Annotated in this window: 11 protein-coding genes; 8 read left to right on the top strand and 3 right to left on the bottom strand. The window is 44.6% G+C overall.

Features of this window, described 5'->3' with window-relative positions; all coding sequences use genetic code 11:
• Positions 1 to 151 precede the first annotated feature (151 nt).
• From arcC to DWZ40_RS05975, 8 genes are all read left to right on the top strand, one after another.
• The gene (gene arcC / locus DWZ40_RS06010) at positions 152 to 1,108 is read left to right on the top strand and encodes a carbamate kinase (RefSeq protein ID WP_118541689.1); all 957 of its coding nucleotides are present in this window, start codon (positions 152 to 154) and stop codon (positions 1,106 to 1,108) included.
• 23 nt (positions 1,109 to 1,131) lie between these two features.
• The gene (locus tag DWZ40_RS06005; protein ID WP_118541687.1) at positions 1,132 to 1,860 is read left to right on the top strand and encodes an aspartate/glutamate racemase family protein; all 729 of its coding nucleotides are present in this window, start codon (positions 1,132 to 1,134) and stop codon (positions 1,858 to 1,860) included.
• A gap of 19 nt (positions 1,861 to 1,879) precedes the next feature.
• The gene (locus DWZ40_RS06000) at positions 1,880 to 2,923 is read left to right on the top strand and encodes a BMP family protein (protein ID WP_118541685.1); all 1,044 of its coding nucleotides are present in this window, start codon (positions 1,880 to 1,882) and stop codon (positions 2,921 to 2,923) included.
• A 92-nt stretch (positions 2,924 to 3,015) separates the two neighbouring features.
• Complete coding sequence (locus tag DWZ40_RS05995) at positions 3,016 to 4,533, top strand: ABC transporter ATP-binding protein (protein ID WP_118541683.1); 1,518 nt, start codon at positions 3,016 to 3,018, stop codon at positions 4,531 to 4,533.
• Entirely contained in the window at positions 4,534 to 5,667 is a 1,134-nt protein-coding gene (locus DWZ40_RS05990; protein ID WP_118541681.1) for an ABC transporter permease, read from the top strand.
• Position 5,668: 1 nt separating this feature from the next.
• Positions 5,669 to 6,595 (top strand): ABC transporter permease, encoded by a 927-nt coding sequence (locus tag DWZ40_RS05985; RefSeq protein WP_118541679.1) that lies wholly within the window; start codon positions 5,669 to 5,671, stop codon positions 6,593 to 6,595.
• Positions 6,596 to 6,643: 48 nt separating this feature from the next.
• A complete protein-coding gene (gene hydA, locus DWZ40_RS05980) occupies positions 6,644 to 8,053 on the top strand; it encodes a dihydropyrimidinase (protein WP_118541677.1) in 1,410 nt (469 codons plus the stop codon).
• A gap of 1,115 nt (positions 8,054 to 9,168) precedes the next feature.
• Complete coding sequence (locus DWZ40_RS05975; RefSeq protein ID WP_243035228.1) at positions 9,169 to 11,169, top strand: AAA family ATPase; 2,001 nt, start codon at positions 9,169 to 9,171, stop codon at positions 11,167 to 11,169.
• Positions 11,170 to 11,279: 110 nt separating this feature from the next.
• On the opposite strand, the gene DWZ40_RS05970 is transcribed toward DWZ40_RS05975, so the two are convergent.
• The 3 genes from DWZ40_RS05970 to DWZ40_RS05960 all read right to left on the bottom strand — a co-directional run bounded on the left by DWZ40_RS05970 (position 11,280) and on the right by DWZ40_RS05960 (position 14,365).
• Entirely contained in the window at positions 11,280 to 12,554 is a 1,275-nt protein-coding gene (locus DWZ40_RS05970; RefSeq protein ID WP_182431629.1) for a dihydroorotase, read from the bottom strand.
• Between the two features lie 47 nt (positions 12,555 to 12,601).
• A complete protein-coding gene (locus tag DWZ40_RS05965) occupies positions 12,602 to 13,048 on the bottom strand; it encodes a threonine/serine exporter family protein (protein ID WP_118541675.1) in 447 nt (148 codons plus the stop codon).
• Positions 13,049 to 13,171: 123 nt separating this feature from the next.
• Entirely contained in the window at positions 13,172 to 14,365 is a 1,194-nt protein-coding gene (locus DWZ40_RS05960) for an RNA-guided endonuclease TnpB family protein (protein ID WP_118541673.1), read from the bottom strand.
• Positions 14,366 to 14,382 lie beyond the last annotated feature (17 nt).

Below are 14,382 nucleotides of genomic sequence, written 5' to 3'. Positions count from 1 at the left end.
TGCCCGCAGGAGACTCTTGCAAAGCTGGCTGAGAAAGCAACTGCAAGACATATGGCTTAAATTGAGTTAGTATCGTTCGGGATTATTTTAAAGAATGTGTTCCGGGGCAGAGGGGGAAACTGCTTCGGACACATTCATTGGAGAAGATATTATGGGGATTGATAAAAAGAAACAAAGAGTTGTAATCGCTCTTGGCGGTAATGCGTTGGGGAACACATTACCGGAACAGATGATAGCAGTAAAGAAGACTGCAGCTGCAATTGTAGATCTGATTGAGGATGGCAATGAAGTTGTAATTGCACATGGAAATGGACCACAGGTTGGTATGATTCAGAATGCTATGTCTGAGCTAACTAAATCCAATCCGGAAAAGTACATTCCGTGTCCTTTATCTGTATGTGTAGCAATGAGCCAGGGATATATTGGATATGATTTGCAGAATGCATTGCGTGAAGAGATGTTGGACCGAGGCATTAATACAGGTTGTACTACTATCCTGACGCAAGTAGAGGTAGATGCCCATGATCCGGCTTTTGAGAATCCAACAAAGCCAATTGGAGCATTTATGACAAAGGAAGAGGCTGATAAGCTGGTCAAAGAAAAGGATTATAAGGTTGTTGAGGATGCAGGGCGTGGATATCGTCGTGTAGTTGCTTCTCCAAAACCAAAGTCCATTATTGAGATCGATACCATCCGTAACCTGGTTGAAAATGACTATGTGGTTGTTGCATGCGGTGGTGGCGGTATTCCTGTATTTGTAACTGAGGGACATCATTTAAAAGGTGCTGCAGCGGTAATAGACAAAGACTTCGCGGCAGAAAAGCTGGCAGAAGATCTGGATGCAGATTTTTTAATTATTCTTACAGCAGTAGAAAAAGTTGCGATTAATTTTGGAAAACCAAATGAAACATGGTTGAGTGATTTGCCGGTAGAACAGGCGAAAGAATACGCAGAGGCCGGACATTTTGCACCGGGATCCATGCTTCCAAAGGTACAGGCGGCAGTGAAGTTTGCAGAATCCAAGAAAGGTCGGACTGCTCTGATTACCTTGCTTGAAAAAGCAAAGGAAGGAATTGCAGGGCAGACGGGAACACACATCCATCAGTAATTGATCTGATAGTAAGGAGGAATATGAAACTGTTAGTGGTGAATCCTAATACGTCTGACGCAATGACAGAGGATATTAGGGCAACGGTTGATCGGGTCAGAATGCCTGGCGTGGAAGTGGAAATTGCAGGTGTGGATTTCGGCCCGGAATCTTTGGAATCATTTTATGACTATACACTCGCGGCATTTGCACTGTGTCGATTCTTGGAAAATGCAAAAGAAAAGTATGACGGGATTATGATTGCATGCTTTGGAGATCCGGGATTATATGCAGTGAAAGAAATCTGCCAGTGTCCGGTACTTGGTATAGCAGAAACATCAATGGCGGTATCTTTGCTTCTTGGAAGCAGATTTGCTATTTTAGCAGCATCAGAAAAAGCCGTATCTATGATGGATAATATGGTAGACCAGTACGGAATGGAATATCGGTATGCGGGTGTATTTCCACTGAACATGAGTGTTCTGGATGCAGAGGAAAATTCAGAAAAAACGATCCAGCGTCTGATTGATCAGGGAAGAGAAGCGATCAGACGGGGGGCAGAGGTTCTAATCCTTGGATGTGCAGGCATGACCGGATATCATGATCCGGTAAGCAAAGCACTTGGAGTTCCGGTCCTGGATCCGGTTGAGGTAACGTTCTTGCAGCTGGAAATGTTATGTCGGGGGAAAATTGAGACTTCCAAAGCGGGACTTTATAAAAATCCTGATGCTAAGAAAATTAAAAATAAAATGTTACTCGTAGACAATCTTTAAATAAAAGGAGAGAAGAGCTATGAAAAAAAGAATGAGAGCGTTTGTAGGTCTGGCGTTAGTAGCAGCACTTGGTTTATCCGCATGTTCATCAGGGGGTTCTGGAAGTAATAGTACTTCTGATAATTCAAGTAAGGAAACTGCTGCTGAGAATAAGGGCGGTGATAGTGCCGGAACTGAAGATGGAAAGAGCGTGGCCATGATCTTCCCGGGTCTGGTTACAGATGAGGCATTTAACCAGTTTACTTACGAAGGTATGGTGAAAGCCAAAGACGAACTGGGTATCAAGACCGCATACAAAGAGAATGTTACACAGGATGAGCAGCTGGAGGTGCTTCGTCAGTTTGCCCAGCAGGGATATCAGATTATCGTAGGACAGGGTGGTCAGTTCGGTGAAGCAGTATCTATGGTAGCAGAAGAATTCCCGGATACCCAGTTTATCTTTTCTGTAGGTACTGACACATTTGATCTCCCGAATATGTCAGCAGCAACCATTAGCTATAGCGATGCAGGATTTATCGGCGGTGTACTGGCTGGTTTGACAACTAAGACTAATAAAGTAGCAATGGTTACAGGTGAGTTCTATGATACACACAGAGCTATGGAAGCAGGTTTCTATAAAGGTGTTGCGTATGTAAATCCGGATATTGAAACAACTGCAATTACCACTGGCGACTGGGCTGATACTGTAAAAGCAAGAGAAGCATGTCTGGCTGTTATCGCACAGGGTTATGATGTATTATTCCCATGTCTGGATGCAGCGGGTGCAGGTGTAGCAGCAGCTGCACAGGATTCCGGAAATGTAAAGGTTGTTGGTGCTGTTGCTGATTACGCAAAAGACTACGGTGCAGAAGATGTGACTGCCGGTAGCGTTGTATTTGCATGGGATGAGTTAGGCTATCTGGAGGCCAAAGGTGAAATCTGTGATGGAAAATCTCATGTTCTTGGCATGTCTGAAAATGGTATCAGACCGGTTATTAATGCAGAATTAACAAAAGAACAGCAGGAAGTTTATGATGCGGCAGTTGCAGATCTGCTTGCAGGTAAGATTGATCTTTCGAAATAAAGAGAAGGTATATTGATAATGAATACAGATGGGGGCACAGTTAGTGTCTCCCCATTTGTATCCATGAGTTGCGACAGGAGGGGAATACGTTTATGGCAGAAGATAGGTATGCACTGCAGATGCAGGATATTACCGTGGAATTTCCGGGAGTTCTGGCAAATGATCATGTCAGCATCAATTGCAAAAAAGGGGAAGTATTGGGTTTATTGGGAGAAAATGGTGCTGGAAAAACAACATTAATGAATGTATTATATGGGCTATATCCTCCCACCACGGGTAAAGTTTTATTAGATGGAAAAGAAGTGCAGATAGGATCTCCTGCCGAAGCAATTGCGAACGGAGTTGGAATGGTACATCAGCATTTCAAATTGGTTGATACACTTTCTGTTATCGAGAATATTGTTCTTGGTATTCCAACCAAGAAACAAAAGCTGGATTTGGAACCAGCAAAGAAGCGTTTATTAGAGTTATGTGAAGAATATGAATTGTACGTGGATCCGGATGAGATTGTCTGGAAGCTGCCGGTTGGTAAACAGCAGTGGGTCGAAATTTTGAAGGCTTTGTACAGAGACTGTAAGGTTTTGGTTTTGGATGAGCCTACAGCGGTTCTGACTCCTTCTGAGAGTGACCAGTTGTGTAACGCGATTCGTCATATTACCGCACAGGGACGTTCGGTTATCTTTATCAGTCACAAGCTTCGTGAAGTAATTCAGATCACAGACAGAGTTACGGTTATCCGCGATGGAAAATATATTGGAACTATAGATACCAAAGATGCTACCCAGCTGACGCTGTCAAAGATGATGGTTGGTCGTCCGATATCTATTGATCGCAAGCCGCGTGAGGAGTATACGAATAAGAAGCCGGTTTTGGTTATGAAAGATGTTAACGCAATTGACGATCGTGGAATTCAGGCATTGAAGAATTTTAATCTGACAGTTCATGCGGGTGAGATTGTTGGAGTGGCCGGTGTTGATGGAAACGGACAAAAAGAACTGGCAGAGTGTATTTCAGGCATGCGTAAAACAACAAGCGGAAGCATCACAATTGATGGCAAACCGGTTACGGGGGTAATTGCAGATCCATCGTTCCTTGGATATATCCCTGAGGACAGACAGAAGACGGGGCTTGTTATGGATTTCAACATTGCCGATAATATGATCATTAAAGATTATTACAATGAGCCGTTTGCAAAAAAGCATATTCTGGATTACAAGACAATTAAAAAACATGCCAGAGCGATGATCAAAAAATACCATGTTAAAACTCCTTCTGAGAATGTAAAGGTAAGGAATTTATCCGGTGGTAATCAGCAGAAAGTTGTTATTGCACGAGAGCTGGATCCGGAACCGGTACTGGATCTGGTAGCACATCCGACCCGAGGTCTGGATCTGGGCGCGGTTGATAATGTGTTGAACATTCTGATGAAAGAGCGCAACAGAGGTGCGGGAATTTTGTTTATTTCAGGTGAATTACAGGAGATTATGGCATTGAGTGACCGTATCATCGTTCTTTACAGCGGAGAGTGTATGGGAGAACTTGATGGCGAAACCGCAGATCAGAATGTAATTGGTCAGATGATGTTAGGACAAGTTCCGGAGGTGCAATAGATGAAAGAATTGAATAAAACTAAAATATTAAGCATTCCGCTTTTGGGGGATGTGGCGGTTTCTCTCGGACGTACTCTCTTTGGTATTGTATTGGGACTGATTGCAAGTGGAATCCTGATCGCAATTTCAGGTGTTAACCCGTTTGTGGCATATGGTTCATTGATAAAAGGTGCGTTTGGTAATGCACAGTCATTCAGCAATGTATTGGTTCGTTCTTCACCGTTGCTGCTTGGCGGAATTGGCGTATCGCTTGGTATCAAAGCTGGTGTGTGGAATCTTGGTATGGAAGGCTATATGTATCTTGGCGCGATTGGAGCTTCTATTCTTGGCGTTCAGGATCTTGGACTTCCGGCATTTATTCATATTCCACTGTGTATGATTTTAGCAATGGCATTTGCAGCTGTTTGGGGATTGATTCCGGGCTACTTAAAAGCTTACAAGGGTGTAAATGAAGTTACTTGTTCCATCATGATGAGTTACATTGCAATTTACTTAACCAACTGGGTAGTTTCCTGTCTGCCGTTAGTTGCAGAAGAGGGCGCCTTTTATCCGATGAGTAAGAAGTTTGCAGGAAGTGCACTGCTTCCGATCATGATGAAAGGTTCCAGCCTGCATCCTGGTCCGTTCATTGCAATCATATTGTGTATTATCTCTTACTTTATTTTAAATTACACTTCTTTTGGTTTTCGTACCAAGATGTTAGGTGCAAACCCGAATGCTGCAAGATATGCAGGCTTGGATGAGAAAAAACAGATTGTGATCATCATGATGATTGGAGCACTTCTGGGTGGCTTTTCCGGTGCAGTCGAGGTTATGGGATTAAAGCGCCGCGTGTATATGGAGTTTGTTACGAATGTTGGTTATGAGAGCGTTGCTGTAGCACTTCTGGCAGGCGGAAATCCGATTGGTGTTATTTTCTCTGCACTGTTTTTCGCTGCATTAAAGGCAGGCGGTGCAACGATGTCTATTGAAACAGGTGTTATTTCCTCTATGAACTCTATCATCATTGCTATGTGTATGCTTTTTGTAATTGGCGTTGGTGTAGTAGACAGTCGCCGTATGAGCAAAGTTGTAGACACAAGCAAAGATGACGAGGATGAGACAGACGATTCTACCGCAAAGGAGGGGAACTAATATGTCAGCTGGAATGATTATAGATTGGTTGCAGGCAACCCTTCGCTGGGCAGCTCCATTGCTTATCGTTGCAATCGGAGAAGTATATGCAGAGCGCTCTGGCGTTATTAACATGGGTATTGAGGGAATCATGTTATTTGGTGCCCTTACAGGTATTGCTGTTGGCTATTATATGAATAGCCTGGTATTAGCTGTTTTATTTACTATTATCATTGGTGCGGTTTTGGGTGTGATTGTAGCATTTCTTACTGTTACCAGACGTACCAATCAGGTAGTAACAGGACTTATGGTGAATATGATATCGCTAGGTGCGACAGATGCGATATTTTCCCTGATGTCCGAAACCAGACAGTCTCGTGTAGCAACTTTCCCGACTATTTTCCCGAAGAGTATGTTTGATATTCCGATTCTGGGACCGTTGTTTTTCTCACAGCCGATCAGTACCTGGATTGCACTGGTTCTGCCATTTATTGCGGCCTATATTCTCTATAAGACCAGATGGGGATTAAATGTTCGTGCAGTCGGCGATAATCCAAAAGCAGCAGCGACAGCAGGTCTTTCTGTTATCAAGATCAAATATCAGACCGTTATCCTTTCTGGTATTTTCGCAGCTTTAGGTGGATGTGTCCTGACTCTGGCAGAGGTTGGTTATTTCTCCGCTGGTGGCATGGCAGCAGGTCGTGGATTCATTGTAATGGCAGCTTGCGTGGTAGGCGGCTGGAATCCAATTAGAACAGGTGTCGTATGTCTGGCGTTTGGTGCTGCTGATGCATTACAGCTTCGCTTCCAGACAACCGGATCTGTAATTCCTTATCAGTTCCTACAGATGTTGCCATACATTGTAACGATTGTAGCATTGGCCATCATGGTTAAGCATTCCGTGGTTCCGAAAACATGGGGTTCCGCGTATGATCCGAAAGATGTGTAAAGACGTTGTATCTGAAAACAGTAAATCAGAATTTGAGAGGATGATTTTATGTTAAAATTACTTATTAAAAATGGTACTGTTGTAACGGCAAATGAAACTTACAAGGCAGATATTGGTGTGACAGATGAGCACATCTCCCACATTGTGGAGCCGGGCGGTCTGGACAATCTGGCGGCAGAAAAGATCATTGACGCAGAAGGCAAATATATCATGCCGGGCTTTATTGAGCCCCATATGCATGTAAAGGCACCTTTCAGCGGCACGATCGATATCCTGGATTTCTACAGCGCCAGCAAGTGCGGCGCTTTCGGAGGCGTAACCACTTTCATGGATTTCAGTACGACCACCCAGGACACCCCGGTTATGCAGGCAGTTGCAGAGCGAATCGAGGAAATGTCTGAGGGAGCCCTGGACTACAGCGTGCATCCGAAATTTATCAAGGCTACGGATGACTTAAGAGCTGACATCAAAAAGCTCGTGGCAGACGGAACCCCGACCTTTAAGATGTTTACCATCTATCCGGGCGTTATGATTCCGGACGAAGATATCTTAAAGATCATGGAGATTGCGAAAGAAGAAGGCGCTCTGTGTGGATTCCATGCAGAGAGCAATGATATCGCACAGTTCTTAAAGAACAAACTGTTAAGCGAAGGAAAGACAGACTGGGAATACTTCAACGAGGCAAAGCCGAATGTCTGTGAGGCAGAGGCTGTAAACCGCATCCTTTCCTTTGCGGAACTTCTGGATGCACCGGTTTACTTCTATCACTTATCCACCAAAGAGGCAGTAGAACTGGTACGCCAGGCGAAGAAACGCGGCGTGAAGGTTCAGGCTGAGACCTGCGGACATTATCTTGTGTTTACGGAAGATCAGAATAAGGGAAAAGATGGCATTAATTATCTCATGAGCCCGCCACTTAGAAGTCAGGAAGATCAGGATGCATTATGGGAAGGTATTCAGGATGGAACCCTGAGCCTTGTTACATCTGATAATGAAATCTTTACACGTAAGATCAAAGAAAAGGATTTGGAAACAGATCCGGAAACCGGGGAGAAAATTCCGAATTTTGCAGTTCCGGTTAATGGAATTCCGGGATTGGAAGAACGTTTTGGTTTATTGATGAGAGGTGTTAACGAGGGAAAAATCTCGCTTAATAAACTGGTAGAAGTTGGAAGTACTAACCCTGCGAAAGTATTTGGCTGCTATCCGGAAAAAGGATGTCTTGCGGTTGGAAGTGATGCAGATATTATTATTGTAGATCCAGATAAAGTAGTTTCTCTGACACAGAAGAATATGCATTATACCGAGGATGGTTCTTTGGATTATGATATTTATAAAGATATGGAATCCAAGGGCTGGCCGATTTATACGATCCGTCGTGGAGAAATCCTTGTAGAGGATGGAAAATTTTATGGAAAAGAGCATACAGGAAAATTCCTGAAGTGCCATCTGAAATGATGCTATAAATGTGAATATGGACAAGAAAAAGCCGACATGTGTTCGGCTTTTTCTTGTTGACAATGGTTATGAAAGGTTATAAACTAAATATAACCTTTCATAACCATTTTTTGCAAAGCAGTATCTTGATCGTATCATACATTTACCAGGGGAGTCGAAGGGGCGATATGTCAGCCGCCGGACGTTTGCGTGGAAGGAGGCTGGTGCCATGGTTACATATTCTGATCTGTTTCAGTTTGTAATGATGCTTTGTGCCGTGATCACACTCGTTTTATATTTTACGCACAAAAAATAGCGCCCTCGTCCTGCTAAGATAAGGCGCTATTTTTGTACTTAAATCTGCCGGCGGCTAGATATATCTAGCTTTCGACTCTCTCGTTAAACGTATTATAAATCAGTTTCCACATCTTGTCAAATACATTGCAATGGTTAGGAATTATATTGTTAGGAATTATATAAACGTATCATACATTTACCCAGGGAGTCGAAGGGGCGATATGTCAGCTGCCGGACGTTTGCGCGGAAGGAGGCTGGTGCCATGGTTACATATTCTGATCTGTTTCAGTTTGTAATGATGCTTTGTGCCGTGATCACACTTGTTTTATATTTTACGCACAAAAAATAGCGCCCTCGTCCTCGCAAGATAAGGCGCTATTTTTAGCTACAAATTCTGCCGGCAGCTAGGTATATCTAGCTTTCGACTCTCTTGTTAAACGTATTATAAATCAGTTTCCACATCTTGTCAAATACATTGCAATGGTTAGGAATTATATAAACATATCATACATTTACCCAGGGAGTCGAAGGGGCGGTATGTCCAGCCGCCGGACGTTTGCGCGGAAGGAGGCTGGTGCCATGGTTACATATTCTGATCTGTTTCAGTTTGTAATGATGCTTTGTGCCGTGATCACACTTGTTTTATATTTTACGCACAAAAAATAGCGCCCTCGTCCTGGTAAGATAAGGCGCTATTTTTGCGAATCATCCTGCCGGCGGCTAGATATATCTAGCTTTCGACTCTCTTGTTAAGTGTATTATAAGTCATCGTGTGCTGATTGTCAAATAGGTTGCAACAATAGATCAGTATAAATTCGGCTTGGCGAGGAGGTGTTTTTATGACAATCAATCCAAAAGATAGAATCGAAGACATTGACGCACGTTTAAAAGAATTGCCAAAGGGTACCCTGACTTACAAGACTATCAACGGAAAGAAACAGCCCTACGTTCAGAAAAGTGTGGATGGAAAAGTGACCAGTACCTACGTAAAGCTGGATGAGCGGGAGCAGGTCCTTCTGGAGTTTGCGGAGCGGACGAAGCTGCAGGAGGAGAAAAAGCACCTGATCGCATATATGCAGAAACTTCAGGGAATCTTAAGCCGCAACCCGTATCTGGACGCAAGTGTGGGGATAGGGTTTCAGAATTTTGGGGATTACGCCTGCGGAAAACAATTTTATGTGGATAAGACTCATTTCATTTCTGAATGGCTGAGAAGCAATACCGCGGTGACTCTGATCAATCGTCCCAGAAGATTTGGAAAGACCATGCTTCTCAGTACGGTGGAACACTTCTTTGATCCAAGATTTGCCGATCAGCCGGAAAATTTTAAAAAGCTTCGCGTCTGGAAGGATGAAAAGAGCCGGGCATTATTTGGAAAGATTCCGGTCATTTCCGTGAGCTTTGGAAGCTGTAAGGGGATGAATTACAAGCAGGCCATGCAGGGAATGGCAGTGAATCTGAGAAATATGTATGAAGAACACCGGTATCTGGAAGAGAGTATGGAACTGCGTGCAGAAGATAAGGCAGAATATCAGCGCATGCGCCTTGCTTTCCAGTCAGGAAATACAGAAGAAGCAGGCATTTCCATCCAGGTTCTTTGTGATCTGTTGTACCGTCATCATCACACAAAACCAATCATTCTTCTGGACGAATACGACACGCCGCTTTTGGAGGCATACACAGATGGCTACTGGGACGAGATGATCGCGACCTGCCGTCAACTGTTCCACTGTACCTTTAAAGAGAATCCTTTTTTAAACCGCGCGATTATCACCGGTGTCACGAAAATATCCAGGAACTCGTTGTTTTCCGATGTGAATAATCTGAAAACCTGTACGGTTACCAGCGATGATTACAGTGACTGTTTTGGCTTTACCGAGCAGGAGGTCATGGATGCGCTGAAATGCCAGAACATCGATGCTATGCAGGATGTGAAGGCCATGTACGATGGTTTTATTATTGGAAACCGGAAAGATATCTACAACCCATGGTCCATCTGCAATTATATGCGGCAGCGTCAGTTGCAGTCTTACTGGGTCAATACCAGCAGCAACAAGCTGATCGGTGAAATGATCCGGCGGCATCCGCTGCGGAGCAAGCATGAGATTGAGGAGCTGATGCGTGGGGAGCCGGTCCATAAGCGGATCAATGAGAATATCACATTCCAGTATCTGGATGGAGATGAGAACAGTCTCTGGTCTCTGCTTTTGTCCGTAGGATATATCAAGGCGGACCATGTGGTAAAAGACCGGGATATCACAGTGTGCGACGTATCGGTGACCAATGAGGAAGTCATGGGGATGTTCCAGACAGAGATCATGGGAATGTTCCATAATGGCATGTCCATCTGCAATGAATTTGCCCAGGCGCTTGTAAATCACAAAATAGAAGATCTGAATGACATTTTGCTGGATATATCCTATGATTCGATGAGCTATTTTGACACGGGGCGCGGTCCGGTGGAACGTGTGCCGGAGAACTTTTATCATGGACTGGTGCTCGGTCTGATCGTGTGTCTGAGGGAAGAGTACCGCATCTTATCCAACCGGGAGAGCGGGCGGGGACGCTATGATATTGCCATGTACCCGCGCAGAGAGAATCTGGATGCGTTTATCCTGGAGTTCAAGGTCCGGAATGAAAAAGTGGAGAACGATCTGGAAGAGACTGCAGACAATGCTTTAAAACAGATTGAGGACCGGGCATACGAAAAAGATCTGCTGGCAGCAGGAATTCCGGCAGAGCACATTTATAAGGTTGGCTTTGCGTTTTCCGGGAAAGATGTGCTGGTGAAAGAAAAGAACAAAAGGGCAGAAACAGTAAAAAACAGAGAAAAACAGTAAAAACAGAGAAAAGGGGCGGTGCCAGTGGGCACAGTCCCTTTTTCTGGTAGTGCTGCATATCGAAGAAGCGCCAGTGGCGCATCCGCTGATTGGATTGGCTGGGTATGTGTTTACTCCCTGTACGCAATCTTTCCGCCACAGATGGTGTATTTCACCTTGCCGTAAAGCTCTTCTCCGATGAACGGAGAGTTCGCAGCCTTGGATTTAAACCCTTTTACCGTCCATTTTTCTTCCGGGTCAAAGACGATCAGATCTGCATCTGCACCGGTGCTTAAATGCCCTTTGCTCTTTTCAAGATGATAAAGGATAGCCGGGTTTAAGCTCATTTTTTCCATGAGCTGCGGCAGAGTCAGGACATTCTCCCGAACCAGATTGGTGATACCCAGTGCCAGCGCGGTTTCCAGACCGATGATGCCGCTCGGCGCCTCGGTCAGCGGCTTTGCTTTTTCTTCTGCGCTGTGCGGTGCATGGTCGGTGGCAATGATGTCGATGACACCTTCTTTTAAGCCGCGCAGGATTTCTTCTTTATCTTCCAGCGTGCGCAGTGGCGGGTTCATTTTTGCCAGCGTGCCGTGCTTTAAGACAGCAGATTCATCCAGACTGAAATGGTGCGGGGTTACCTCTGCCATGACATGGGCGCCCAGCTGTTTTGCCAGTTCTACCATGCGGACAGAATGTCCGGAGCTGATGTGCTGGATATCGATGAGCGCGCCGGTGTGCAGGGCCAGCATGCAGTCGCGTGCAACCAGAACATCCTCTGCTGCAGCCGGGGAACCGCCGATACCGAAATGCTCGGAAACAGCGCCGCGGTTGATGCCGTTGTTCGTGATGAGGGCCGGATCTTCTTCATGGAAGCTTAACGGCACGTTTAAACGGACTGCCTCTTCCATGGCTTTTTTAACCAGGGCAGTATCTTTTAACGGGATGCCGTCATCGGTGAAACCAGCTGCGCCATGGGCTTTTAATGCTTCCATGTCCGTGAGCACTTCGCCTTTCATGCCGATGGTGATATTGGCGGCGCTTAAGACATTGATCGGAGTTTTTTGGCCTTCGGCGAGGACATATTCCAGTGTTTCCACGTTATCAACCGGCGGCTTGGTGTTGGCCATGCAGACTACCGTGGTAAAACCGCCAGCTGCAGCAGCGGCTGCGCCGGTATGAATATCTTCCTTATAAGTGAGACCTGGATCGCGGAAGTGTACGTGTACATCGATGAGACCCGGAGCAACGACAAGACCGGAAGCGTCGATGGTTTCTGCATTCGGGTATTTTTCGATTAAGTGTGTTCCAAGTTCTAGAATTTTTCCGTTGTCGGTCACCAGGTCCATAACCTGGTCAAGTCCGGATTTCGGGTCGATAACCCGTCCGTTGTGAAGTAACAGCATAATAAGTCCTCCTACTAATTTTTATCGCATGGCATATCAGGGCGGCGTCAGCGGCGCCGTTTATGATTTCCAATCTGAAATGCAGCCTGCGGGATTTCAAAGACAAATACAATTCCAAGGACAATGGCAACAGCCATTTTTAAAGCATCAAAACCGGTCTGTACCGCCAGATAAAGCTGGTCGGTCACGGTATAATAAGCCGCGCGGTAAATTCCGGCGCCCGGAACCAGTGGGATGATGCCGGAAATCAGAAAAATTGTGACCGGACACCGTTCCCGTACTGCAAACCAGCGTGACATGAGAATGACGATCACGGTAGCGGCGAAGGTTGCAATGGTGACGGAACTGTAAGGAACAAGCACAAGATATGCCAGCCAGCTGATTCCGCCGATCAAAGCACAGCTGGGATAATAGCGCGCCGGGACGCCAAACAGCAGGGAAAAACCGACTGTGGCGATCGCAGCCGAAATAGTCTGTATCAGTAGATGAAGCATGGGAAACCTCCATAAAAATATGTGAACTACATCGGCAATTGAATTACCGAGCATCTGATTACGAAGCATAGCTCCGTAGTTTCAGGGGTGCGTCCATGACACCCTTACTGCTACCCAGGTGGGTTACACAGCTACTTTTATTGTTTTTGTACTGCTCAGCCCGGTTACGGGCATATCAATTTCTTTGCCGGATACGGCATGATACTTTCTCAAAATATTATAAGCTCCTACTGCATCTGCATTGTAGATCACGTTCTCTACAATGTAGATGCCACGCTTTTTTCGATTCCTTTTCTCCGCATAAATGCACGATACTTCTTCTGACTGTGGCGGGCATTGACTGGAATAACTTTCTTCCTGTCTTATCAGGCGAATCCCTTTCATTTTAAGCTTATACTCTAACTGCATATAGATACGGGCATATGGCAGACTGTGAAGTTTCTGGTTGGTTTTCCTTCCCAGATTTTTCTCTTTACGAATCCCCTTGATATCTCCAATTACAACCGTATGAATATCATTCTTTACAGAATAGTTCGTGATATACCGTGTCATCTTATGAATATAATCTTTGATACAGTTATTTTTCTTTCGATAAAGCTTCTGCAGATGCTTAGATGTTTTCAGATACTCCATTTTCCGTACAGCCTGGATCCGATCCCATTGCGACTGGACTCGCGCGATTTCCCTGTTATAAAAATAAGAAAGTGAAAGATATTCTCTCCCAATAATGAAAGTTTTTCCTGCATTATCATAACAAGTCATAAGATTATGCAAGCCCAGATCAATCGACAGATAATGTCCATTGTCCTCTTCAGGCAAAACATCTTCCACCTCATAAATAACAAGGATCCTGCTGGTTCCGTCATTTGCCGGTGGATATATTTTGATCTGTTTTATGATATCCATGTTTGAAAAAACAGGATTTTTCAAATAAAGGTATGCAGCACGAATATCATAGGTATGAACCATATACTCCTTCAGCTTTTTCGGTAAAGAAAGTCTTACTTTGAAAGAGCCTGTTTCATGTTGAATGCCATTTTGCATATAGGTGATCGGCATTTTATCTTTCTTATATCTTGGTGATCCCGGATTCTCGATACCGCCACTTTCTTTTAACCGGTAAAAGGATTTCCATGACTTGTCCAAAAGCTTACAGATTTCCTGTGCAGTCTGTGACGGAAGTGATTTGAACCACAGATCATCTTTATGTTTTGATTTCTGATAATACCAGTCAGGATATTTCTCCAATCCCAGATTTTTGTAGTTGTTTCTCTCATAATTGCAAACATTCCAAAGCTTGTAAGCCGCATAACACATGTGTCCTACAATATTTG

Source organism: Clostridium sp. AF32-12BH (assembly GCF_003477935.1).
Lineage (GTDB): Bacteria > Bacillota > Clostridia > Lachnospirales > Lachnospiraceae > Brotaphodocola.
This window is presented reverse-complemented; position numbering and strand designations above follow the sequence as displayed.